The sequence below is a fragment of the Pontibacter arcticus genome (assembly GCF_003284895.1).
GTDB classification, from domain to species: domain Bacteria; phylum Bacteroidota; class Bacteroidia; order Cytophagales; family Hymenobacteraceae; genus Pontibacter; species Pontibacter arcticus.
On record NZ_QMDV01000004.1, the window covers coordinates 252,057 to 276,615 of the forward strand.

Annotated in this window: 17 protein-coding genes; 10 read left to right on the forward strand and 7 right to left on the reverse strand. The window is 47.6% G+C overall.

Annotated elements, in window-relative coordinates; translation table 11 throughout:
- Nucleotides 1-310 precede the first annotated feature (310 nt).
- The 3 genes from DP923_RS13920 to DP923_RS13930 are packed head-to-tail and all read left to right on the forward strand — an operon-like array spanning nt 311 to nt 4,282.
- Nucleotides 311-1,582 carry a glycosyltransferase family 1 protein gene (locus DP923_RS13920; protein WP_239021040.1) on the forward strand — a complete coding sequence of 424 codons (1,272 nt, stop codon included), beginning with the start codon at nt 311-313 and terminating at the stop codon, nt 1,580-1,582.
- Between the two features lie 11 nt (nt 1,583-1,593).
- Nucleotides 1,594-2,784 (forward strand): UDP-galactopyranose mutase, encoded by a 1,191-nt coding sequence (gene glf, locus DP923_RS13925; protein WP_112306474.1) that lies wholly within the window; start codon nt 1,594-1,596, stop codon nt 2,782-2,784.
- A complete protein-coding gene (locus DP923_RS13930) occupies nt 2,771-4,282 on the forward strand; it encodes a glycoside hydrolase 5 family protein (RefSeq protein ID WP_239021041.1) in 1,512 nt (503 codons plus the stop codon). The genes glf and DP923_RS13930 overlap by 14 nt, the downstream gene beginning before the upstream one ends.
- An 85-nt stretch (nt 4,283-4,367) precedes the next feature.
- On the opposite strand, the gene DP923_RS13935 is transcribed toward DP923_RS13930, so the two are convergent.
- The 3 genes from DP923_RS13935 to namA all read right to left on the reverse strand — a co-directional run bounded on the left by DP923_RS13935 (nt 4,368) and on the right by namA (nt 8,445).
- On the reverse strand, nt 4,368-6,011 hold the full coding sequence (locus DP923_RS13935) for a M28 family peptidase (RefSeq protein ID WP_112306475.1): 1,644 nt from the start codon (nt 6,009-6,011) through the stop codon (nt 4,368-4,370).
- 250 nt (nt 6,012-6,261) lie between these two features.
- Nucleotides 6,262-7,302, reverse strand: a complete 1,041-nt coding sequence (locus tag DP923_RS13940) for a ferredoxin--NADP reductase (protein ID WP_112306476.1) — start codon at nt 7,300-7,302, stop codon at nt 6,262-6,264.
- A 63-nt stretch (nt 7,303-7,365) separates the two neighbouring features.
- Nucleotides 7,366-8,445, reverse strand: a complete 1,080-nt coding sequence (gene namA, locus DP923_RS13945; RefSeq protein WP_112306477.1) for an NADPH dehydrogenase NamA — start codon at nt 8,443-8,445, stop codon at nt 7,366-7,368.
- A 301-nt stretch (nt 8,446-8,746) separates the two neighbouring features.
- Here namA and DP923_RS13950 point away from each other — a divergent pair, with 301 nt between their 5' ends.
- Nucleotides 8,747-10,951, forward strand: coding sequence for a PAS domain S-box protein (locus DP923_RS13950; RefSeq protein ID WP_165838198.1), 2,205 nt, complete (start codon nt 8,747-8,749; stop codon nt 10,949-10,951).
- Nucleotides 10,952-11,117: 166 nt separating this feature from the next.
- Nucleotides 11,118-11,654 carry a YceI family protein gene (locus DP923_RS13955; protein ID WP_112306479.1) on the forward strand — a complete coding sequence of 179 codons (537 nt, stop codon included), beginning with the start codon at nt 11,118-11,120 and terminating at the stop codon, nt 11,652-11,654.
- A 6-nt stretch (nt 11,655-11,660) separates the two neighbouring features.
- Here the strand turns inward: DP923_RS13955 and DP923_RS16730 are convergent, their stop codons facing one another.
- Complete coding sequence (locus tag DP923_RS16730; protein ID WP_165838199.1) at nt 11,661-11,852, reverse strand: hypothetical protein; 192 nt, start codon at nt 11,850-11,852, stop codon at nt 11,661-11,663.
- A gap of 15 nt (nt 11,853-11,867) precedes the next feature.
- Between DP923_RS16730 and DP923_RS13960 the strand changes: the two genes are divergently transcribed.
- From DP923_RS13960 to DP923_RS13975, 4 genes are all read left to right on the forward strand, one after another.
- On the forward strand, nt 11,868-14,030 hold the full coding sequence (locus DP923_RS13960; protein ID WP_112306716.1) for an FUSC family protein: 2,163 nt from the start codon (nt 11,868-11,870) through the stop codon (nt 14,028-14,030).
- Between the two features lie 33 nt (nt 14,031-14,063).
- Nucleotides 14,064-14,639 (forward strand): helix-turn-helix domain-containing protein, encoded by a 576-nt coding sequence (locus DP923_RS13965; RefSeq protein WP_112306480.1) that lies wholly within the window; start codon nt 14,064-14,066, stop codon nt 14,637-14,639.
- Between the two features lie 503 nt (nt 14,640-15,142).
- The gene (locus DP923_RS13970) at nt 15,143-17,410 is read left to right on the forward strand and encodes a heavy metal translocating P-type ATPase (RefSeq protein WP_112306481.1); all 2,268 of its coding nucleotides are present in this window, start codon (nt 15,143-15,145) and stop codon (nt 17,408-17,410) included.
- A gap of 129 nt (nt 17,411-17,539) precedes the next feature.
- Entirely contained in the window at nt 17,540-17,749 is a 210-nt protein-coding gene (locus DP923_RS13975; protein ID WP_112306482.1) for a heavy-metal-associated domain-containing protein, read from the forward strand.
- Between the two features lie 191 nt (nt 17,750-17,940).
- On the opposite strand, the gene DP923_RS13980 is transcribed toward DP923_RS13975, so the two are convergent.
- Complete coding sequence (locus DP923_RS13980) at nt 17,941-18,621, reverse strand: EcsC family protein (RefSeq protein ID WP_112306483.1); 681 nt, start codon at nt 18,619-18,621, stop codon at nt 17,941-17,943.
- A 297-nt stretch (nt 18,622-18,918) separates the two neighbouring features.
- Between DP923_RS13980 and DP923_RS13985 the strand changes: the two genes are divergently transcribed.
- Nucleotides 18,919-22,176 carry a T9SS type A sorting domain-containing protein gene (locus tag DP923_RS13985; RefSeq protein WP_112306484.1) on the forward strand — a complete coding sequence of 1,086 codons (3,258 nt, stop codon included), beginning with the start codon at nt 18,919-18,921 and terminating at the stop codon, nt 22,174-22,176.
- Nucleotides 22,177-22,437: 261 nt separating this feature from the next.
- On the opposite strand, the gene DP923_RS13990 is transcribed toward DP923_RS13985, so the two are convergent.
- Together DP923_RS13990 and DP923_RS13995 are read right to left on the reverse strand one after the other, a co-directional pair.
- Nucleotides 22,438-23,274, reverse strand: coding sequence for a DNA/RNA non-specific endonuclease (locus DP923_RS13990; RefSeq protein ID WP_112306485.1), 837 nt, complete (start codon nt 23,272-23,274; stop codon nt 22,438-22,440).
- A gap of 221 nt (nt 23,275-23,495) precedes the next feature.
- Nucleotides 23,496-24,551 carry a c-type cytochrome gene (locus DP923_RS13995; RefSeq protein WP_112306486.1) on the reverse strand — a complete coding sequence of 352 codons (1,056 nt, stop codon included), beginning with the start codon at nt 24,549-24,551 and terminating at the stop codon, nt 23,496-23,498.
- Nucleotides 24,552-24,559 lie beyond the last annotated feature (8 nt).

Consider the following 24,559-nt stretch of genomic DNA (forward strand, 5'->3'; position numbering starts at 1 on the left):
TCCGATCATCCATCAAGTATAAATCAAGCTCTTAAAGTATAAATAAATACCAGCGCCAGGCCATACTTTAAAGCTATTTTCAGGAGCATGCTTAATCTTTAAAGTAACTTAAGTTAACTGTATTTTATAAAGGCAAAATTTTTAAATCTAAACATAGGATTATATTAATAGATAAAAAAGTGAAATATAATAAGATTTGATGTTCACTTTTTAGCAGCTGAATCGTACTTATGGAGATTTATGTGCAAAAAAGCTGAAAGGCCTTGCACGCTTCCCGAAGTCCCGTAAATCTTAACCGAAACAAATTTATATGTATAAAGACATACCTTCGTCTGCTGCCCTTAACCTGCAAGAAAATACCGCCGCCATTACGAGCACTGACAGTGTTTCACCTATGAAAATCGCCCGTACAGGGCAAGAGACAGCCACCAGTTTTTTGCAGCAAATGCCGGATGTAGTTTGCTTCTCTCACCTGCGCTGGGATTTTGTGTACCAGCGCCCCCAACACCTGCTCTCCAGGTTTGCGCAACACGGCCGTTTATACTTTATCGAAGAGCCGATCTTTGATGAGACAGAAAACCCGGTACTTCATACTTCGGCACGCGACGGAAATGTACAGGTAGTGGTGCCGCACTTTCCGCATGGCTTCGATCATAACCAGTTGGAGGCTGCACAGCGCGATCTGCTCGATGCCTTTTTTAAAGCTGAAACGCTGGACCGTTATATTTTCTGGTACTATACACCCATGGCCCTGGGCTTTTCGGCTCATTTTAAACCGCAGCTAACCGTGTATGATTGCATGGATGAGCTGGCAGCTTTTAAGTTTGCACCGGAGCGTTTAAAAGACCTTGAAAAGGAATTGTTCAAGAAAGCAGACCTGGTGTTTACCGGCGGCCAAAGTTTATACGAAGCCAAACAACACCAGCACAATGCCATTTACCCTTTCCCGAGCAGTATTGATAAAGCGCATTTTGCACAGGCAAAACAACAATTACCGCAACCCGCAGACCAGGCAAGTATAGCAGGCCCGCGCATGGGCTTTTTTGGTGTGATTGATGAGCGCATGGATTTAGATCTGTTGGCAGCCGTTGCTGATGCCAGACCGGAGTGGCAACTGATCATGATTGGGCCGGTAGTTAAAATTGATCCTGCCATGCTGCCTCAACGCGCCAATATCCATTACCTGGGCGGAAAATCTTACCAGGAACTGCCTGCTTATTTAAGTGGCTGGGATGTGGCGCTGCTTCCTTTCGCTATCAACGAGTCCACTACCTTTATCAGCCCGACTAAAACACCGGAATACCTTTCGGCTGGAAAGCCGGTGGTATCTACGCCGATACGCGATGTGGTGAGGCCGTATGGTAAAGAAAAACTGGTACACATTGCTGCCACATCAGCAGAATTTGTGCAGGCCATCGAAGCAGCACTCACGCAACGCGAAGACAAAGTATGGGCACAGCAGGTAGATACGTTCATGGCCAACATGTCGTGGGACCAGACCTGGCAGGACATGGTTGATCTGATCAGCCTGAAAATTCGCCAGAATGCCGCGTCCACTCAAACTAAAATGGAAATTGCTTAAACCAACACACTATGTATGATTACCTGATAGTAGGGGCGGGCTTCGCAGGAAGTGTGCTGGCAGAGCGCCTGGCTACGCAATTAAACAAAAAAGTATTGATCCTGGATAAGCGCAACCACATTGGTGGCAATGCCTTCGATCATTATAACACAGACGGGATTCTGGTGCACAAATACGGGCCGCACATTTTCCATACGAACTCGCGCGAGGTGTTTGATTACCTGTCTAACTTCACGGCGTGGCGCCCTTACGAGCACCGTGTGCTGGCAAGCGTGGACGGACAACTGGTACCGATGCCCATTAACCTTGATACGATCAACAAACTGTACGGCCTCAGCCTGACTTCTTTTGAGGTAGATGATTTCTTTAAATCCGTGGCCGAGGAAGTATCGCCGGTGCGTACGTCGGAGGATGTGGTAGTGAGCAAAGTTGGCCGCGAACTGTACGAGAAGTTTTTCCGGAACTATACCCGCAAGCAATGGGGCATGGACCCTTCTGAGCTGGATAAATCGGTTACCTCGCGGGTGCCGGTGCGCACCAACCGCGATAACCGTTATTTTACGGATACCTACCAGGCCATGCCATTGCACGGCTACACAGCCATGTTCGAGAAAATGCTGGCTCATCCAAATATTCACATCATGCTGAACACCGATTACCATGATGTACAGGATACGATTGCGTTTAAGGAGATGATCTTTACCGGCCCGGTGGATGAGTATTTTGATTATACTTACGGAAAACTGCCCTACCGCTCGCTGGAGTTTAAGCACGAAACGCTGCCAACCGAAAAACATCTGGAAGCAGCTGTAGTTAACTTCCCGAACGAACATGCTTATACCCGCATCACAGAATTTAAGTACCTGACCGGCCAGCAGCATACCAAAACAAGCATCGTTTACGAGTACCCGCAAGCCGAAGGAGACCCGTATTACCCGGTGCCTCGCCCCGAAAATGCCGAGATCTACAACAAGTATAAAAAGCTGGCCGACGAGACACCAAACGTACATTTTGTAGGCAGACTGGCAACGTACAAATACTATAACATGGACCAGGTGGTGGCGCAGGCCCTTACACTCTATAAAAAGATACTGACGCGCAACCAGCTATTTCAGGGCAATGGAGTAGATTTGGAGTTGAACGGGAAAGAAAGCATTTTTGAAGATGTTACCACAGGCATAAAAACCAATGGAAGTCATTAGTACTGAAACAGAAGACCAGTTAATCACGCTCGCACAACCCAAAAAAAGCAGCAGGCCCGGCATTGCCCGGATGCAGCCTTTTGCCCTGGAAAATGATCTGCCCTGGATACAGGTGGCTCCGGATGCTCCCTATTTTATAACCGAAAGCGGGGAAAACTGGACACCGATCGGGCAGAACGATGCGATTACCTGGCCGGATTTTGAAGGGCTTTTCAGGCGGAAGAACCTGGCGCAGGTAGAAGGGCACCTGGCCTGGCTCGCCGGCAAAGGCGTGACTTGTTTGCGATTGATGCTGGAATATGCGCAACACGACCATAGTTATTTCGAGCGGCCGGCCGGTAATTTTTCTCCTAACATGGTGCAGTTATGGGACGACCTGTTCAAGCTCTGCGCCAAGTATAACATGCGGATTCTGCTTACGCCTTTCGATACGTTCTGGATGTGGATCCGGTGGAAACATCATCCCTACAACGCTAAAAACGGAGGCCCCTGTAAAAAAAGATCAGGTTGGCTGTTTTGCCCGAATACGATGGAAGCCGTAAAAAACAGGTTAACCTTTGTGGTAGAACGCTGGGGCGGAAGCGGCGTTTTATTTGGCTGGGACCTCTGGAACGAGATTCATCCGGCGTACGCGGGAGGCAGAACTGATAATTTTTTTGAAGTTATACAGGAACTCAGCCAGCATGTACGAACACTTGAAATGAGTTTGTATGGGAAAAGCCATCCGCAAACCGTATCGCTTTTCGGGCCTGTGCTGGACGAGCACCCGACTGTAGCCGACGTTATTTTCAGGCACCCGATGCTGGATTTTGCGAGCACACATTTTTATGATGCTGCTTCCATCAACAAACCAAAAGAAACCGTTTTATCTGCCATTTGTACAGGCAAATTAGTGCGCGAGGCCATCAATCATTTGCAGGGCAACAGGCCGTTTTTTGATAGCGAACACGGGCCCATCCAGGTGTACAAAACAAAGCAGAAAATGCTGCCAGAAGCGTTTGATGACGAGTACTTCCGGCACATACAATGGGCACACTTGGCAGCTGGTGGAGCGGGTGGCGGCATGCGCTGGCCGTATCGCCAGCCCCATACGTTAACGCACGGCATGCGGGAAGCCCAGAAAAGTATGGCCGGCTTCATCGAGCTCATCGACTGGAAAAATTTCAGAAGAAAAAATCTGAACGAAGAAGTAAAACTAAACTCGGATTCGTTTGCCGCCTTTGCCTGCGCCGACGATAAACAAGCTATACTTTGGCTGCTTCGGAAAGATGCCACGCCTAAGAACAAAGGCCTGATTAACCCAGATGCAACACCTATAGCGGTTTCGGTAACAGTGCCGGGAATGATGGCTGGAGATTTTAAGGTTACACTTTGGAATACATTGCAGGATTATCCAGTTAAAAGCTCTACTATTTCACACCTTGAAGGAGGCGATCTAATACTTGACCTGGGCGAAGTAAAAGCAGATATTGCCGTTGCCCTGACACTGGAAAACTAGAAATTTATACTTTGATTTAAACGAGAACGGCCTCCTTTTCAGGGAGGCCGTTCTGCTTTTGTAAGATCTCTGCTTTATACTTTACTTAAAGCGCGAAGCGTGTTCCGAAGAAATCGCCGGGGTTCCAGGTAGGGCGTTGAGGTGCTTGTGCTACCTGCAAACTGATCAGGAAGTTAAGCTGCACATATTTTTTAGCGGCATCGTAATCGAAAACGCCATCGGGGTTATCCTGAGGTTTGTGGTAGGTAGTGGCGCGCCAGGCTTCTACGGTTTTGTTCAGGTTGTTCTGGCCATCGGCGGTTTTGTTGCCATACTTGATGTGCAGGGCCGGAATGCCCGCAGTTACAAAGCTGTACTGGTCGCTGCGGATAAAGCGGTTCTGCTCTGGTTCCGGGTCTTCTTCTACGTCCAGATTTAAATATGCAGCGGCTTGCTGTACCTCTTTCTGTAACGACGAGTGGTTAGCGCCCAACGGCACAACAGAAAGCAAGGGCGCAATCAGGGTAGGCATATCGGTATTGATATCGGCTACTATACTTTTGGCCGGCACCGTCGGGAATTTAGCAAAGTATGCAGAACCCAGCAGGCCCATTTCTTCAGCAGTTACCATCACGACCAGTACCGAACGCTTCGGTTTTACTTTCATCTTAGAGTAGAGCTTTGCAATCTCCAGGAGGCTGGCAACACCGGATGCGTTATCGTGGGCACCGTTGTAGATAGAGTCGCCGTTTATAGGTCTGCCGATGCCCATGTGGTCGAGGTGCGCGCTGTGAACCACGTATTCATTTTTCAGGACAGGGTCGGAGCCGGTTATTTTGCCGATCACGTTATAGCTTTCGATGTCTTTATACTGGGAAGTATAACTGGCTTTGGCCGAGTAAGCAATCGGTGCCGAAACCGTTTTTCCGCTCTTAAGCGATACCATGGTTTCGTCAATTTTCAGGTTAGCTGTTGCCAGGTATTTCTGCAGGGTTTCGTAGTTTACCATGCCCAGCATTTTGATCTGATCGGATGCAAAACTTCTGGAAAAAGCCACATTGCCATCTGCTCCCATCACGCTGTTAACGCCGCCTGCAAAAGTAGGAGGCGTAGCGCCCTGCGCAGTAGCACCAACCAGCACACCAACCGCACCATGCGCGGCAGCATTCTCCAGAATAGTCAGCATATCCATGCTATAAAGCGAAACTGTAGACGGGAAACTGGCCGGAGCGCCACGCAACACAACTACAATTTTGCCCTTCGCATCTACGTTTGCATAGTCATCGTAGCCTAGGTCCGGGGCTGTAATACCATAACCGGCAAATACAAGCGGCGCTTCTACGGTCACATTTTTTTCCTGCGGATTCGGGTAAATCGAGAAGTCTTTGCCATATGTTAAAACTTCTTGTTTGCCGCTGGCATCTATACTTGTAAACGTAGCACTTGGCGCGGTAGTGGCTGTGCGCAGCCGTACTTTCTGCAGGTAGGTATTATTTTCGCCGCCCGGTTCGGCGCCCATTTTCTTAAATTCATCAGTTACATAATCTACGGCCATCTGGTAACCTTCGGTGCCGGGTTTGCGGCCTTTCAGTTTATCGTCGGCGAGGTATTGGATGTGACCTTTTATACTTTCAGGCTTTACTTTTTTTAGCTTTTTAGAAATGCTTTTTTCTACTTTTAAAGCTTGTGCAAAAACAGGCTGCGTAAAAAACAGACCGCACAGGCAAAGTAGGAGCGAGGTTTTTTTCATAAAGTTCAGTTCGTTTATCCGGATAAAGCTAAACAATTTTCAGTTGTATTAATAATCGGATCAACCTGGCAATCCCGTTTTCGGAAGTTGGAATTTATACTTTGAAAGCCCAGCCAGGAAAAATTTAAAAGCTTTTCTATTAACAAATCAACAGGATGCGGCTGGCTTACAACGAGAAAATCAACCCGATTTATACTTGCTGCAAGTATGAATTGGGTTGATTTCAGGACTGATTTTCAGGAAAGTATGATTAATCCAGTTCGATGACGGCATCGCCGCCAACAGGGTAGCCCACACATGTCAGGATAAGGCCCTGAGCAGTTTCTTTTTCGGTTAGCACTTCGTTGTTGGCCATCCATACTTCGCCAGAGGTACATTTTGCTACGCAATTGCCGCAACGCCCGGTTTCGCAGGAGTAAGAAAGTGTAATGCCGGCTGCACGGGCTGCTTGCAAGATAGTAGTGGGGTGCTGCACCTCTAGCCTGTATTCCTGCCCCCTGAAAAGTATGGTTACGTGGTGCGGCTCGGTATCCGGTGGAAGCATAACGGGCATGGCCTGTTCGGTGTTAAAAATCTCTCTCCTGATATTCTCTAACGGTACATCGGCTTGCCGCAATGTATAAAAACACAGCCGCCGGTAGTTAAGCGGTCCGCAAATGTAGAACAGCGTTTCTGAAAAGGGCGCGTGTGCGTAAGTGCGCAAAAGATCATGCAGCAACTCTTTGTGCAGACGTGCCCGCGCCAAATCAGCTGAATTACTGTATAAAAACTCGATGTGCAGCCTGTCTTTAAAGGTTTCGGCGAGTTGCTCGAGCGGCTCCCGGAACATAGTACGCTCTTTTGTGCTGTTGCTGTAAACCAGTACTACCTTTAAGTCAGGGCAAGTATAAAGTACCGTTTTTAAAAGCGAAAAGATTGGCGTAATGCCACTGCCGGCCGCCAGAAAAAATACTTGTTTATACTTTTCCAACTCATCAGGCAAAGTGAAAAAACCACCGGCCCCTGTGGTTAAGAGCCTATCGCCAACCTGCAGTGTATCTGTTAAAAACCTCGAAAAAGCACCGTTCGGAATCCGTTTCACGCCAACGGCCAGCGGCTCGTTCAGGGCGGGCGCAGATGTGATGGAATAAGACCTCCTGATCTCGCCCAGTTTGGTCGGGAGCACCAGTGTGAGGTACTGGCCCGGTTTATACGTTACCTGATCGGCGCCCTGGGTAAACGTTATTTCTTTAACGCCGGGCGCTTCTTCTTTAATATGGCTTACAGTTAAGGTTTTATAACTTGTTGACATCGCTTAAAAAATTTTGCCCGGAGTTAAAGTGGTTAATATTTTCAGAATTTATACATACGAAATTTAAAGTACACGGTAAGGTTTTGCCCGGTCGTATTGCGGTGGCCAGCTTACTTCGTAGCCCAGTTGCTGTGCGGCACGCAACGGAAAATGCGGGTCGCGGAGCAGTTCGCGGGCAAGTAAAACCAGGTCAGCTTTTTCTGCTGAGATGATGTTGTCGGCTTGTTCGGCTGTCGTGATCATGCCCACGGCTCCGGTTAAAATGCCGGCTTCGCGTTTTATACTTTCGGCAAAAGGCAATTGGTAAAGCGGCCCTACCGGAATTTTTGCATTCGGTACATTTCCGCCCGTGGAGCAATCAATCAAGTCAACGCCTTTAGTCACTAATATTTTAGAAAGTTCGATGGAGTCCTGTTCTGTCCAGCCACCCTCGGTCCAGTCGGTAGCCGAAATTCTCACAAAAAGCGGATATTCCTCGGGCCATACTTTTCTGACTTCGTCGGTTATCTCTAAAAGCAATCGTACCCTGTTCTCGAAACTGCCGCCATACTTATCGGTGCGCTGGTTGCTTAACGGCGACATAAACTCGTGCAGTAAATAGCCATGTGCGCCATGCAATTCGATCACCTCAAAACCAGCTTCCAAAGCGCGTTCTGCTGCTGCTTTAAAGTCGGAAATCACTTTCTGAATGCCGGCTTCATCCAGGGCAAGCGGAGCAGGTTCTTCGGAAGTAAACGGGATGGCGCTTGGTGCTACGGTTTGCCAGCCATTCGGCTCATCGGCAAGTATAACGTTGCCACCTTTCCAGGGGCTTTGGTGGCTGGCTTTGCGGCCGGCGTGGGCCAGTTGTATGCCGGGTATGGCGCCTTCTGCTTTAATAAAGGTTGCAATGCGCTGCAACCCTTGTATGTGTTCGTCTTTCCAGATACCGATATCGTCTGGTGTGATGCGGCCTTCGGGGCAAACGGCGGTTGCTTCGGCAATTACAAGGCCAGCGCCGCCTACAGCCCGGCTGCCCAAATGTACCAAGTGCCAGTCGTTGGTGTAGCCATCTTCGGCTGAGTACTGGCACATAGGCGAAACGGCAATGCGGTTCCGGAAAGTGATGTTGCGTATGGTAAGCGGTGTGAAAAGGTTAGCCATTGGTTTAGTTCCAGTAAGTATATATCCGGAAGCAAATAGTTTTTCCGGATTTGTAAAGTATGTTCGTCTCTTTTACAAACAGCGCCCGGAATTTGTTTTGAATTAAAAATCTTACGTGTGATCTCCAGGAAGTTACCTTTCAAATCCTTGATTTATACTTTTAAATAAAGAATTAAGAAAACTATATTATAAATATTGTTAGAATATATTGTTTTTTATATTAAAACCGTATCTTCGAGCATTAACGTATAGCACAAGGATATACCCACCTTTCGCTATGCCGGCTGCAACACATTTTTCTATGCCTGATACCTTTTTGCCACCCTCACTGTTTGCTTCTCTGGTGCAAAACAGTGCCGATATTATTGCTGTGCTAACCCCATGGGGGAACATCGAATACATAAATCCGGTTGCAGGAGCAATATTTGGAACAAATTCTACTGTACTTAGACGAACCAATATTTTACGCTTACTTTACCCGCACGACCAACCGGTGCTGGCTTCTGCGCTGGAGTCTGTTCAGCAGGCAAAAGAGATACGTCTGCCCGCCTTGCGGTTTTCAAGTATATCCGGCGAACTGAAATGGCTGGAATGTACACTTACCAATCAACTTTCCAATGCTTCTATTTCGGGCATCATGCTGCAGGCGCGCCTGGTAACACCAACTGTACAGCAGCCTGTAAGCCAACCTGTCGCTACCGAAATTTACAGTTCACAATTATATACTTCGTTTGCTGCCAACCAACTGGGAGGCGTTTTCGGCTTGTCGCTCGAAGGAGTGGTAGAACACGTAAACCAGGGCATTACCAAAGCCATCGGGTACGGACAGGAAGAAATGCAGGGAAGCCATTTTGCCCGTTTTCTGCACCCCGAATACCACCGCCACGCCATGACTGCCTTCCAGAAAGCCTTGAACGGGGAGTCCGGAAAGATTGCCGCAAAAGTATACCACCCATCCGGAAGTGAGCGCGATATCAGCTTTACACTATCGCCGGTTTTCAGAGGGAACGAGGTAGTAAGCGTACAGGGCATGGCCAAAGATATAACAAAGCTTAAACGCGCCAAGCAGATCATCAGGCAGCAGGCCGAGCAATTTAACAGTGTTATACAAAGCGTAACCAAACCGCTGTTTGTGCTTGATACCGAGTGGCGCTACAGTTATGTAAATAAAGTTTATACTTCTTATGTAGGTATAAAACGCCGCCAGTTAATTGGCAAATGCATCTGGGATATCTTCCCGAAGTTGGTGGATACGCTATTTTACGCGAAATGTCAGGCTACGGTGGCTTCCCAGCAGTCCGTATACTTTGAAGAGTATATTGCCCTTCATAACCTGACGCTTAGCTATAGCTTGTACCCGCACCGAAACGGCCTGACCATTTATTTTTCGGATGTAAGCCAGATCAGAAATACCGAGCGCGAACTGAACAAACTCTCGTTTGTAGCCAGCAAAATAACCAACGGTGTGGTGATCATGAACGCCGAACAACAGATTGAATGGGTAAACGAAGGCTTCATGCGCTTAACCGGCTACACCAAAGAAGAAGTAATTGGCATGGTACCGAGCAGGTTACTGCAAGGCCCCGGCACAGACCCGGAAACAAGTGCGCGCATCGACAAAAAATTTAATGAGAAGATTCCTTTTTCGGAAGAAGTGCTGAATTATCGCAAGAACGGAGAGAAGATATGGTTTGCCATTGATATTACGCCAATTTTTGATGATAGCGGTGAGCTGATCAATTACATTGCTATTGAAACCGACATCACAGAAGAAAAAAAGAAAGAAAAAGAGCTGATCACGCTGGCAGACGAGTTGCTGAAACAGAACCGCGACCTGCAGCAGTTTACTTACATTATATCGCATAACCTACGTGCGCCTGTAGCCAATGTGCTGGGCCTGATTGGGTTGTTGGGTAAAATGAACAAGGAAACCCCGCAATACGAACTGGCCATCTCGAAGCTAGGAACATCAGCCAACCACCTGGATATGGTGATCAAAGACCTGAACAAGATCCTGACCATCAGAAGTAATGCACAGGCCGGCATAGACGAGATTGCGCCATTGGCACAGGTTATAAACGAAGCTGCCAGCGGCCTTGAAGAAAAAATCGAAGAATCAGGTGCTATCCTGGAAAACCTGGTGCCGCGCGATATTACCATAACTGCCAGCAAAGCCTACCTGTACAGCATTTTCCATAACCTGCTCAGCAACGCCATCAAGTACAGATCGCCGGAAAGAGCATTGCATGTGCAGGTTTATATGGAAAGTGACCAGAAAACGCGTACGTTATACTTCGAGGACAATGGCATTGGGATAGATATGGAGAAAGCCGGTGACCAGTTATTTAAGCTTTACAGACGGTTCCATTACCACGTAGAAGGGCGCGGCATAGGGTTATACATGGTTAAAACGCAGGTAGAAGCGCTTGGCGGCGAAATATCCCTGACCAGCCAGCCGGGCGTTGGTACCAGGTTCCGGATCACGATACCGCAGCTGGCCGCATAAGTTTTCAAATCATACTTTGTCTGCATGTGCCCGGATAAAGTATGAGCGGTAAAAGTCAGGTTGCCCATAATATTCGTCGAAACAAAAAGGAACGGAAAACCATATAAGCAGCAGGTAGGTACTAAGAAAGCCTTCTAAACTTGTTTTCATCCCTAAAGAAAAAACCATGGCAAATGTAAAATGGATCATCGACCCGGCCCACAGCGAAATTCAGTTCAAGGTAAAGCACCTTATGATCACGACTGTAACAGGCTATTTTAAGACATTTAACCTGGAAGTAGAAACAGAAGGAGATAACTTCGAAACTGCTACCAAAATTATGTTCACGGCCGATATCGACTCCATCAATACAAACAACGAGCAGCGCGATACCCACCTGAAATCTGCTGACTTTTTTGATGCCGACAACCACGGGCAGCTTATTTTTAAAGGGAACAGATACGAGAAAACAGGCGAAGGCAGCGCAAAACTTCACGGCGACCTCACCATTCGTGAAACGACGAAACCCGTAACGTTTGATGTGGAATATGCCGGCATTGTGGTAGACCCTTATGGCCAGACCAAAGCGGGCTTTACCGTAGAAGGCAAAATAAGCCGCAAAGAATTTGGCCTCACCTGGAATGCTGTGACCGAAGCGGGCAGCGTAGTAGTAAGCGATGATATTAAGCTGCACGGCGAAATCCAATTGGTACGCCAGGGTTAATCTGAATTATACTTCATGCTCAACGGAGCCGTTTTGCTTTTGTGCAGAGCGGCTCCGTTGAGCTTTATACTTGCCCAACGTATAGCTTTGCAGCAGCAAGTATAAAATTCTGAACTGTATTTTGCTGCAAAGCATGATATAAATAAGTAGCTTCACGGCTACCAACGCTACCCTAAACAATAATGTACGCTGTTGCACGGCCCTACCTTTGCTATGAATAGCCAGACACGCGAGATCAGACACTTTTTTTTCAGCCAATACTTTTCCGACGGATTGCGCATTACACTGGGTATACTTTTACCTTCGCTGGTGTTTGCGCATTTTAACGAGTTCCAAACCGGGCTTACTCTTTCGCTGGGCGCACTTTGTGTGAGTATAACCGATACCCCCGGGCCGGTACTGCACAAGCGCAATGCTATGCTGCTATGCAGTTTGCTTATTTTTGTAATTGCCATGCTAACGGGTTTTGCCCGTTTGTATGTATGGTTGCTGGGTCTGGAAGTACTGCTGCTAAGCTTCCTGTTTTCGATGTTTCTGGTGTACGGGAACCGCGCGGCTGCGCTGGGCACGTCGGGTTTGCTGGTGATGATCCTGATGATGGATACCGCCCTGACACCGGCAGAAGTACCCGGTTACAGTGCGCTTATTATGGCCGGAGGCGTGTGGTATGCTGTGCTGAGCTTACTCTTTTTCCAGATACGGCCCTATTTAGCGGCACAACAGGCCCTTGGCGAATGCGTGCACGAAGTAGCCAAATTCCTTCGCATCAAAGCTGATTTCTACAACACACATACCAACCTCGAAGACGATTATAAAAAGCTGGTGGCGCAGCAGGTGCAGGTAAGCGAAAAACAAGATGCCGTCCGGGAAATTCTGTTCAAAACCAGGGTTGTTGTTAAGGAATCCACTCATGCCAGCCGCGCTTTACTGCTGACCTTTGTTGATCTGATGGATCTGTATGAGCAGATCCTGGCCAACGCATTTGATTATGCCATGATCCGGGAACGCTTCGGGAATACCGGTATCCTGCCGGATGTAGCCAGCCATATCCGGGCAGTTGCCAACGAACTCGATAACATCGGTTTTGCCATCCAATCGAATACGCGCTACAGAAGCCTGCCAAACCTGAATGCGCAACTCGACGAACTAAAGCAGAAGATTGATGCCCTGGAAAGGCAAGGAAATACCGGCAGCCTGCTGGTTCTGAAAAAAATAATGGTAAACCTGCGCAGCCTGACACAGCACCTGCACGCCATCATGGGTTTCCTGAATGCCGGACCGGCCAATCCGCTGAACAAACCGAACATGCTGGATTACGACCGTTTTGTATCCCATCAGAGCTTCGACATTAAAAAGATCAGAGAGAACCTGACGTTTAATTCCTCTATTTTCAAGCACTCGTTCCGGGTAGCGCTGGTTTGTTTTTTTGGCTTTCTGCTTACCAAATTTCTGGCCTACGGGCCGCATAGTTACTGGGTGCTGCTCACCATCATCGTTATCCTGAAACCCGGTTTCAGCTTAACCAAACAGCGTAATTACGAGCGTATTGTTGGCACCTTGATCGGCGGTCTGATCGGGGTGCTGGTGCTGGCCTTTGTAAAAGATAAAACGGCCCAATTTATACTTTTGCTTTTCCTGATGGTAGGTACGTACAGTTTCCAGCGGGTTAATTATACTATCAGCGTCATTTTCATGACGCCTTTTGTGCTCATCCTGTTCTCGTTTATGGGTGTGGGCGGCATAGATCTGGTACAAGAGCGCATCGTGGATACTTTTATCGGGGCAGGGATTGCTTTTTCGGCCAGTTACTTCCTGTTTCCGAGTTGGGAGTCGCAGCTTATAAAAGGTTTTATGCAGCATGTTTTAAAGGCTAACAGCGACTACCTATGGCGCATCGGCGAGTTGATGACCGGGAAAGAAGACAACATACTGGAATATAAACTGGCCCGAAAAGAAGTATACGTCAGCTCGGCCAACCTTTCTGCGGCGTTCCAACGGATGCTCTCGGAGCCGCGCAGCAAGCAGTGGCGCAGCAAAGAAGTGCACAAATTCAGGGTACTGACGCATGTGCTGTCGTCGAGTATGGCGGCCCTGGGGGCAAGCGTGCAGGAACGTCCAAGCGGCGTTTATGCTCCGGATATGCTCCGGTCGGTCCGCCGGTCGCTGCACCTGCTTTCTGAAAGTATAAATGCGCTGAACCCGGCTGCTAAAAGTGCGCATTTGGTAAAATTATTGCCCGAAATGGCAGACCAGGTTGTTACCATACCTGAAGATGCAGCGCTACAGGAGCACCTCGATTTTATTCAGAAGATCAGCAGCGATATTCTGAAGGTAACAGAAGCAGCTACTAATCCGAAACACAGGCTGGAAGTATAAATTTTTGCATCCTACAACGTATAAACTTGACGTATGAACACCACGAAGCTCTTTATTAAAAACATGGTTTGCGACCGCTGCAACAGGGTAGTGGCAGAGGAGCTTTCGGGGCTTGGCTATACAGTGCATAACATATCGTTAGGCGAAGCGGAAATCAGTGCTGAAAACGATACCATCGACCTGGAGAAGATCAGGCAAGTACTGACCGATAATGGTTTCGAGCTGCTCGACGACCGCAAAACGCAGGTGATAGAACAGGTAAAACTGGCCATCATTGACCTGATTCATACGCAAGGCGAAGCAGATCAGCGCGTGAACACTTCAGATTATTTATCGCAAAAAACCGGTCTGGACTATTCCTACATCAGTTCGCTTTTTTCTGCTTTCGAAGGCATCACCATCGAGAAATACCTGATCCTGCAGCGCATCGAAAAAGTAAAAGAGCTGCTGGTGTACAACGAACTCAGCCTGAAAGAAATAGCATATAAACTCGGCTACAGCAGCGTGGCGCACCTCTCCAATCAGTTTAAAAAAGTAACCGGCCTGACGCCCAGCCATTTTAAAGAGATAAAAGAGAACAAACGCAAGACCATTGATAAGATTATTTAATGGTTGAATTGCTGGATTGTTGAAGCATAAAGTGATCCTACCGCAAGTTTGAGTGCAGCGGTAACTTGTGGTTAAGTATGAATAGAAGTTTGTAACTTCTTTGCTTTGCAAAAGCAAGTATGGCAGCGGCTTATACTATCTCTATTCTGCCTCATGCTATTTGTCATCCTGTTAAGGATCTTGTGAATTATCTGCAACTCATTACCAGGATCCTTAACAGGATGACAAATAGAATGACCGTTTCAGCACGAGTAGTTTTTCTGCTGTCGCAGAAAGCAAGTTACAAACTTACATCATGCAAAACCACAAGTTACCGCTTCGCTCAAACTTGCGGTAGAACTTAGTTCTATACTTCAGCCAATCAATAATTTAGCTTTCAACAACTTAACAATTAAACCATCCAACAACCAAAATCATATAACGCTTCTTCCGAATTGTGTAACACCCCGGCTCCGGCTTTATGTATCTTTGTATTATCCTGAACGCTATAAATAAAATGAGCTATGGAAAATATACAGCTAAGATCAACTAAAAAGACTGCTGCCAAAGCGTCTTCAGAAATAAAAGCCTCGGTTCCGGTTACGGGTATGAGTTGCGCCTCGTGTGCCGGCAGCGTAGAAAGTATGGTAGGCGCGCAGGAAGGCGTGCACAGTGCAGCCGTAAACTTCGCTTCCCAAACCCTGCAGGTTGCTTATAACCCCAAACAAATTTCGATTTCAGAAATCCAGAAAAGTGTGCAGGACATCGGCTTCGACCTGATCGTGGACGAGGAAAATGCGCTGGAGAAGCAGGAGGAAGTACAGGAAAATAATTACAGGCAACTCAAACAGAAAACCATAGCGGCGGCCATACTTACGTTTCCGGTTTTCATGATCGGGATGTTTTTCATGAATATGCCTTACGCCAACTGGATCATGCTGGTGCTGAGTGCGCCGGTTGTGTTTTATTTTGGCCGTAGCTTTTTCATAAATGCCTTTAAGCAGGCCCGCCATGGCAAAGCCAATATGGATACGCTGGTTGCCCTGAGTACCGGCATTGCCTTCGTGTTTAGTGTTTTCAATACGTTTTTCCCGGAGTTCTGGCACGCACGTGGGTTGCATGCGCATGTTTACTTTGAGGCTGCTGCTGTCGTTATTGTGTTTATTATGTTAGGTAAGCTGCTTGAGGAACGGGCCAAATCCAACACATCGACTGCTATTAAGAAACTGATCGGTTTGCAACCCAAGACGGTGTGGCGCATAGAAGGAGAGCAGGAACGCGAAATACCGGTTTCCGAAGTACAAAAAGGCGACTTATTGTTGGTTAGGGCAGGCGAGAAAATTCCGGTGGACGGTCTGGTGGTTTCGGGCAGTTCGTATGTGGATGAAGCCATGCTTTCCGGTGAGCCGGTGCCGGTAGCCAAACAGTCCGGTGATAAAGTGTACACAGGTACGATTAACCAGAAAGGCAGCTTCCGGTTTACGGCCGAGAAAGTAGGCAGCGAAACCATGCTGGCCCAGATCATCAGAATGGTGCAGGAGGCGCAGGGTTCCAAAGCGCCGGTGCAGAAACTGGTCGATAAAATTGCCGGCATCTTTGTTCCCATCGTGATCGGCATCGCGCTGCTTAGTTTTATACTTTGGTTTGTGCTGGGCGGCGATAATGGCCTGACGCAAGGTTTGCTGGCGCTGGTAACGGTACTGGTTATTGCCTGCCCGTGCGCGCTTGGTTTGGCCACACCCACTGCTATTATGGTAGGCGTTGGCAAAGGCGCTGAAAATGGCATCCTGATAAAAGATGCGGAAAGCCTGGAGCTGGCGCACAAAGTAAACGCGGTCATACTTGATAAAACAGGCACCATCACTGCAGGTAAGCCCGAAGTAACCGACATCCAATGGGCAGCTGGAGCTGAAAATCAGAAAGAAATTTTATTGCCTGTACTGTTGGCTTTAGAGCAGCAATCCGAGCACCCGCTAGCCGAGGCTATCGTTCGGAAATTACGGGAACAGAAAGTACAAACGCATACTTTAACCAACTTCGAAAGTATAACCGGGAAGGGTGTAAGGGCGCAATCCGGAGATAAAGTATACTTTGCCGGCAGTCCTAAATTACTCTCAGATCAGGCTATACTTCCGGACACCTTACTGGCCGATAAAGCTGCTAGCCTGCGCGCCGAAGCGAAAACGGTTATCTTTTTTGCAAATCAGCACCAGGTACTCGCCCTTGTCGCCATCGCCGATCAGATAAAAGAAAGTTCTGCGGCGGCTATCAAAACATTGCAGCAACAGGGCATAGACGTGTACATGCTCACCGGCGATAACGAACAAACGGCTGCATCTGTAGCGGCGCAGGTGGGCGTAACAAAGTATAAATCGGAAGTGCTTCCTGCCGATAAAGCGGCTTTTGTAGAAGAGTTGCAGGCAGCCGGTAAAGTAGTGGCCATGGTCGGCGACGGTATAAACGACTCGCAGGCGCTGGCGCAGGCTGATGTAAGTATAGCCATGGGCAAAGGCTCGGATATTGCCATCGATGTAGCCAAAATGACGCTTATTTCATCGGACCTGCAGCACATACCCAAAGCCCTGAAATTGTCGCGGGAAACAGTGCGCACCATTAAGCAAAACCTTTTCTGGGCCTTTATTTATAATTTGATCGGGATACCTATTGCGGCTGGCGTACTTTACCCGGTTTACGGTTTCCTGCTGGATCCTATGCTGGCTGGTGCTGCGATGGCCCTGAGTTCGGTGTCGGTGGTTAGTAACAGCTTAAGGTTAAAAGCCCGGAAGCTGTAAAGTATAATTGGGTGTGAAGTATAGATGTACAGCAAAATTCTGTAACGCAAATCCGGAATTCTATAAACACTTTCCACTAGCCCGGCCGTACCTTTGTAACATCTAGTAGAAGTATAAAAAGAGAAAGATATGAAAGACCTTAAATTTAAAACCAACATAAACTGCGGCGGCTGTATCGAGAAAGTTACCCCCGTACTCGATAACACACAAGGCATAGCAGAATGGGCCGTAGATACAGCCGTTAAAGAAAAGATACTGACCGTTAAAACAGATTCCTTATCCGAAAACGAAGTAATTGCGGTAGTAGAGAAAGCCGGCTTTAAAGCCCAGACCCTATAGGTTATACTTTTAAAGTATAGATTTTATACTTGCAAAGCGCCGTTCCGGCTATGGAACGGCGCTTTTTTTATACTTCAAAATGCTTTTATACTGTAGACTTTACCCACCCCTAACCCCTCCTCGGAGGGGTTAGGGGTGGGTTTCAGTATTGGTTGTATCTTTTATTCTCCACTTATACTTTAAGCTGTTAACTAGTTTAGCAGTTTCTGATTCTCGAACCAGCGCATCCGGTAGGCGTTCATGGCAGTATTACCAAGTTTGTTCAGCAGTTTATAATTCACGATTGCCCCAACCGGTGCCCCGATGATCGGGATCAGCTGGGCCATTTTGGCAAGATCAATATAATCGCGATACTCCTGCTGAAAGTGCAGCCAATTGAACTGGTGAATGTCTTCGGGCAGATCGTTTTTTTGTAGTTCCCAGTGGCGCATTTGCAGGTATACTTCGCGGCGGTGCTGGTGGCTGCTGAAAGCCAGCTGGAAAATATGCAGCAAATAGATCCGCTCGCGGTAATCATCCAGGGCAAATCCGTAAAAAGCGGCAATGTCGTAGAGCATCTTTATTTTCAGACTGATCAGCAACGGGAAATCAGCAAGGCCCAGCAAAAAGCCACCTGCACCCGTGATGCCGCCTTCGGTCGCGGCTGCTTTCTTGTAGAATTCAATTTGTCGTTGCACCAGCCTTTCGCGTTCCTGCAGCGGCGCGTGTAACAAAGGCTGCCGGTTTATCTTTTGGGCACCAAACAACATAGCACGTACCATCTGTTTGATAGTGGCAGTAATAGCACCGTGTACCTTATCCGGAATATAGCTGTTCATTTTTACCTGCAGCTTTTTGGCCATGTTATTCAGGAAAGTTGGGGAGCGCTGCATTTGCTGCTGCTAATCCTGCATTTCTTGTAAAGCGTAATTCTCGTATGGTGGCACCATTTTTTTGCTTACTTGAAGTTAATTCTCTTATACTCTTAAATTTATACTTGCTCTAACTTTAAGAGTTCGATGTTTAATAGCAACCTGTATCCTTCTAATTTACTATATATAAGAAAATATATTTTATAGCTTAAACAAGATTGATTAATAAAATTTAATTTTTTAATAACATAATATATACTTTATTTTATAATTTAGATTACAAATTGCCTCTCAGTTAAACTAAACAAACAGATTCAAATGAAAAAAATTTTACGAAGCTTGCAGGCCGCTTGCCTGGTGGTCGGTTTAGGCCTTCCGCTACAAGCTGCAGCACAACAAGTTTTTATTAACGAAATACACTACGATAATGTAGGCACCGATGCAGGTGAAGGCATTGAAATAGCGGGCCCGGCTGGCGCTGACCTATCCGGCTGGAAACTGGTACCTTATAACGGAGCCAACGGGCAGTCTTACAGCATCCAGAATTTATCCGGTACTATTCCGGCGCAGCAGGCTGGGTTTGGGACTGTTTTCGTTCCGATCGCAAACTTACAGAACGGCGACCCCGACGGGATTGCTTTAGTAGATGCAGCCGGGGCAGTTGTGCAGTTTCTGAGCTACGAAGGTACATTTGCAGCTACCAACGGACCGGCAACCGGATTAACCAGCACTGATATCGGTGTGAAGCAAGGTACCGCATCCCCAGTTGGGTTTTCGCTTCAGTTAACGGGCACAGGCAAGTCTTACACTGATTTTACCTGGGCGCCGGAAGCCGCCTCTACTTACAATGCTGTCAATAACGGGCAAAGCTTTATACCCTTACAAGCAGTGGTGTTCATCAACGAGCTGCACTACGATAACGCTGGCACCGATGCTGGCGAAGGCGTGGAAGTAGCCGGTAACGCGGGCACCGACCTGGCAGGCTGGAGCATTGTAGCGTACAATGGCAATGATGGCAAACCTTACAAAACGACGTCTCTTGCAGGGGTGCTGCCTAATCAGCAGAATGGCTACGGCACGTTATTTTTCGAAATAAAAGATTTACAGAACGGATCTCCGGATGCAGTTGCGCTGGTAAATGCGAACGGTGAGGTAGTAGAGTTCTTAAGCTACGAAGGTGCTTTTACGGCAGTAGGTGGCCCGGCAGATGGCATGGCCAGCACAGCGATTGTACCAGAAGAGACTGGCACAACTCCTATCGGTTTTTCTTTACAGCTAACCGGTTCAGGTTTCAAAGCGTCTGATTTTACCTGGTCTGTGCCCATCGCCAGCACTTATAACAAGATCAACGCTGGGCAGAGCTTCGGCGATGGTCCGGTGGAGCCAGAGCCAAACCCTGAACCACAAAAAGTAACTATTGCGCAGGCACGCAAGCTTCCGCTTGGTACCGAAGTGATTGTAAATGGTACCTTAACGGCTGCCGGCGAACTCGGCGGACCTGCTTTTATACAGGATAACACCGGTGGTATCGCTTTATTTGAGTTTGATGTTCATAACGGAGAAGATTTTGCCATCGGCGATTCCTTGCAGGTAATTGCGGTTATTGGTGCATTTAACCAGCAGGTGCAGCTAGTGGATGTGATCGGGTTTACAGACCTAGGTGTTGCTAAAAATCCGATTGCTTCGAAGCAGGTTTCTATTGCCGAGATCAGCACACTGGAAGGCCAGCTGGTAACGATCCCGAATGCTACGTTCACGGATACACGCGGTTTACTGTTCCCGGAGAGCAACTATACCATTACAGATAACACAGGCACTACCCAACTGCGCATCGATGGTGATGTAGAAAGTCTTGTTGGCCGCGTGAAGCCACAGGAGGCAGTTACTGTAACAGGCGTTCTTGGTAGCTTCCGGGGTGCGTTGCAGTTATTCCCGCGCTTCAGAGCCGATTTGCCAGGCACTGCGCCATACTTGCCAAAAGGCACCGATGTAGCCATCACCAAAACACTGGACGTTATGACCTGGAACATGGAGTTTTTCGGCGCTACGCAAAAAGATTTCGGACCGGCTGATAACGAACTGCAACTACAGAACGCATTTAAACTGATCGATAGCGTAAAAGCAGATGTAATTGCAGTGCAGGAAATTTCGGATGAAGCCCTGTTGCAACGCCTGGTAGATATGCTGCCTGGTTACAAGCGTATTTGTTCCGATCGTTATTCTTATTCTTTTGATGGCGAGGACCCGGCTTTCCCGGCTCAGAAAGTATGTTTCCTGTATAATACAGCTGTAATTTCGGTAGTAGATGAGCAGGTTATTTTTGAAGAAATGTATGATGCGGCCCGTTTAGGCGCTAGCACACCACTGGATAAAATTCCGGGCGGTAATCCTTCTTCGTTCTGGTCAAGTGGCCGATTGCCTTATATGCTGACTGTTGATGCAACCGTAGAAGGCGTAACAGAAAGATACCAGCTGATCAACATCCACGCAAAATCCGGTTCTGCCAGCGCAGACCTAACCAGAAGACGCTTTGATGTACAGGCCCTGAAAGATACACTGGATCAGTATTACCCGAATGCAAACATTGTAATGCTGGGAGATTATAATGATGATGTAGACGTTTCGATCGGAGGAGGCACTACAACTTATAACCCGTTTGTGTCTTCTGATAACTTTAAAACAGTAACGGCTTCTTTAAGCGAAGCTGGCCTGCGTTCGTTCATCACACAGGATAACGTGATCGACCATATCACCATCAGCAACGAGTTGTATGATAATTACCTGGTTGGTACCGAAACGCTTGTTATTCCGTTCAACCTGATCCCGAATTACGCCAACACCACCTCCGACCACCTGGCAGTGGTGACACGCTTCGAGCTGGCCGACCCGCTTACGGTTGATGCCGGTAAAAACAGAACGGTATACTATGGCTATGCGCCGCAGGCTTCAACTACACTTACAGCAAGCGATGCAACTGGCGGCAAGCCGGGTTATACGTACCAGTGGAGCAACGGCCAGACAGGGCAGTCTATCACGGTTAGCCCTTCCGAAACCACCGTTTATACCGTTACAGTAACCGATGCCATAGGCAGAACAGCCACTGATTCGGTACAGGTATGCGTGGTAGATGTGAGCTATAAGAATGGCATGGTACAGATCTGCTACAACGCCTCCGGCAAACCAGGTCTTGAGAAGAGCCTGCAGGTGCCGGCTAAACTTGTAGAATCGTTCCTGGCGAAGGGTGCTACATTGGGAAGTTGTGGTGTTGCCACATCTTGTGAGGATGCACCAGCACCTGTAGCTCCGGCTGCTGCGGCGAACGTTTATACTTTCACAGCCTATCCAAACCCGGTTAAAGATAATGTTACCATGAGCTTCGGCGAAGTACCAGCTAGCAAGAAAGTAACTGTTGTGATCTTCAACAGCCAGGGCACCGAAGTATACAACCGTACACACGCATTACAAGGAAACAGCCTCGAGCTTAACTTAACATCACTGCGCCTGAAAGAAGGTTTATACTACCTGAAAGCCGGTAACGAAACAGGAACACACACTGTTAGAATTGTAAAAGAGTAGGTATCGCTTACTTTATACTTCAGCCGCCCTTTCTGTTTTGCAGGAAGGGCGGTTTTTATACTAGGTTTATACTTGCTGGAGAGTTCTGAAATAGAGAATAAAGGCGGACGCCGAAAAAAATCAAAAACTTTCAGCAATAACGAAACCCTTTGAAATAAGCTACCGTATAAACGGATGGCTAAAAGTTGAAAAGTAAGTTTTCAATATTATGAAAGGCTCTCTGTTTATTCAGAGAGCCTTTCTTTTTTATGCGCTTTATACTTACCTGACTGGCCCGTTATCGAGGCGGCTTTCCAGGTCTTGCTGTAATTTGGTTGGCAAGGCCGATAGCAAATCGTAGCCGGTTGCCTGTTCAATGGCATCCACCGTAGTTCTATACTTTGCCCAATCCCCGGAAACAGAATTCAGGTTAGGAGAATCTACCGCTATTACGCGCGTAGAACTGTTGATGCGATTCAGGTCATTATTCCCCTCAGGTAAAACCACCAGTACTTTCCAGATGCGTGCCGGTACGGTCACACGGCCTTCATCAATTGTTTTCCGGTAGCCATTTTCACCGGTGCCGCCTGCGCCATACGCCCCCATAATCACATAAATCTCCATGCCTTGCTGCACCAGCTTGCGGGTATATTCTTCGAGGTTCGCCCAGGTTTCGCGGTTGTGGTTCGGGGCTTGCGGCAGCATATTCGTCATTAAAAAGGTAGCGGCATTATCTTCGCTGCTGCTTGTTCTGTCTGCGGAAGGTGTGCAGTGCCCCCGATCAAAACCAGTACCCGTGTAACTGGATGCGTTTACTTTATACCAGCCTGCCGGAAGCGTTGCATCGGCCCGGAAGTTATCCTGCCTGTCGGTTTGGCCGAGCCAGGTGCTGTTCACGTGCCAACTTACCCAGTTAGGTATACCCCGACTTTTGCTATACGATACAACATATTGTGGCTTGGCAAGCAGGTAGTTTTCCGGTTGGCTGCTATCGGTTATAGCGTTGCTGGGGTTGCCCAAGGCCAGGTGATCGGTTTTATCGGGAGTAACTTCTGTTGACTTACAACTAAACGCGAGCAGAAGTATAAATAGGTATTTTAAAGTATGGGAAACTTTCATTTATAAATTGTGTGAACTCCTCCGGCAAAAGGAGAGAGTAGGAGTAAGGATAACTTAGTAAAAGTAACTTTATTGTACCAAAAATAAATGGTTTCTGCTCTTGATGCGTGTTTTTTGTCAGCAAGCGTTAAGGTCGTATAATGGCCGTTGAAATCAGGCTGGGAAATGATTTTAAGGAAGTGCTTTCAAAGTATAAAGATCGCTTCTAAAGTATAAATAAGTTAAAGTGCCTTTTTTTGCTGTGCCTGCTTTATTTCCTGAAAGGGGCCATACTTGTGTTGCTTCTCAGTGAAGGCATCGGCGTAAGGCCCGAACGGATGATCGAACGGTTTGTCTGCTATTTCAGGCCAGTCCTGCTTGAATGTTTTTTGCGGCCGTGGCATGGAGTTTACATACGCGGCCACATCCCAGGCTTCCTCATCAGAAAGTATGGGTTTGTCGTAAGTCGCGCCAAGGGGCATGTTGGCTTTCACAAACTTCGCGAAATTAGAGATCCGGTACAGGCCTGCACTTACATTATAACTGTTGTCCCCGTAAAGCGGCGGATAAAGATATTCTGTGGCGCCAGCTTTTTTCTGGCCTTGCCCGTTTTCGCTGTGGCAGGTTTGGCATCTGGTTTCGTATACCAGTTTTCCTTTTTCAGGTGAGGCAGCCCTGTCAAGTAGCGCGATTTCATATAAGCCGGCTCCTTCCGGTTCGTCGCCTTTTTTTACATCCCTGCCCACCCAGTTGATGTAAGCGGCCATGGCTTTTAGTTCTTCTGAGTGCAGTGGCAGTGGCTTCCCATTTAGGCTGCGCTCCAGGCAATCGTTGATGCGCTTGTATATATCTTCTTCGGAGCCTGATCTTTTCCTGAATTTAGGGTAAGTTGAGAATACGCGCGAATAGTTGTTTCCGAATATCTTGGTGCCTGCATCCAGGTGGCAGTTCTGGCAGTTCATGCCGTTGCTGATCTGCAAAACGCTTCCTTCAGGCCCTAGGTATTTGGCTGTATGCGCAATCAACTCGCGGCCATACGTTATACTTTTTTCTTCGGGATTTCCTGTCAGCGAACTGAGCGCAGGTGCGCGCCATACTTCGTCTTTCTCTATTGACGTAACAGGTTCAGATTTTCCGGTTGAATTGACGGTTTTTGAATCAGTGAAAGTATAACTGGCAGCCGGGTATAAATAGAAAGCACCTGTAACAGCCACTAAAAGCAAAACGACAAAAGAAAGTAAGGCCAGTATGCCGCAGGTGCTTAGCAATAGGTTTATACTTTTTTTGTCGTCTTTCATACTTTAGA

Coding starts and splice junctions, on each gene's coding strand:
- DP923_RS13920 (WP_239021040.1), top strand. CDS start 311: ATGTATAAAGACATACCTTCGTCTGCTGCCCTTAACCTGCAAGAAAAT.
- glf (WP_112306474.1), top strand. CDS start 1,594: ATGTATGATTACCTGATAGTAGGGGCGGGCTTCGCAGGAAGTGTGCTG.
- DP923_RS13930 (WP_239021041.1), top strand. CDS start 2,771: ATGGAAGTCATTAGTACTGAAACAGAAGACCAGTTAATCACGCTCGCA.
- DP923_RS13935 (WP_112306475.1), bottom strand. CDS start 6,011: ATGAAAAAAACCTCGCTCCTACTTTGCCTGTGCGGTCTGTTTTTTACG.
- DP923_RS13940 (WP_112306476.1), bottom strand. CDS start 7,302: ATGTCAACAAGTTATAAAACCTTAACTGTAAGCCATATTAAAGAAGAA.
- namA (WP_112306477.1), bottom strand. CDS start 8,445: ATGGCTAACCTTTTCACACCGCTTACCATACGCAACATCACTTTCCGG.
- DP923_RS13950 (WP_165838198.1), top strand. CDS start 8,747: ATGCCTGATACCTTTTTGCCACCCTCACTGTTTGCTTCTCTGGTGCAA.
- DP923_RS13955 (WP_112306479.1), top strand. CDS start 11,118: ATGGCAAATGTAAAATGGATCATCGACCCGGCCCACAGCGAAATTCAG.
- DP923_RS13960 (WP_112306716.1), top strand. CDS start 11,868: ATGAATAGCCAGACACGCGAGATCAGACACTTTTTTTTCAGCCAATAC.
- DP923_RS13965 (WP_112306480.1), top strand. CDS start 14,064: ATGAACACCACGAAGCTCTTTATTAAAAACATGGTTTGCGACCGCTGC.
- DP923_RS13970 (WP_112306481.1), top strand. CDS start 15,143: ATGGAAAATATACAGCTAAGATCAACTAAAAAGACTGCTGCCAAAGCG.
- DP923_RS13975 (WP_112306482.1), top strand. CDS start 17,540: ATGAAAGACCTTAAATTTAAAACCAACATAAACTGCGGCGGCTGTATC.
- DP923_RS13980 (WP_112306483.1), bottom strand. CDS start 18,621: ATGCAGCGCTCCCCAACTTTCCTGAATAACATGGCCAAAAAGCTGCAG.
- DP923_RS13985 (WP_112306484.1), top strand. CDS start 18,919: ATGAAAAAAATTTTACGAAGCTTGCAGGCCGCTTGCCTGGTGGTCGGT.
- DP923_RS13990 (WP_112306485.1), bottom strand. CDS start 23,274: ATGAAAGTTTCCCATACTTTAAAATACCTATTTATACTTCTGCTCGCG.
- DP923_RS13995 (WP_112306486.1), bottom strand. CDS start 24,551: ATGAAAGACGACAAAAAAAGTATAAACCTATTGCTAAGCACCTGCGGC.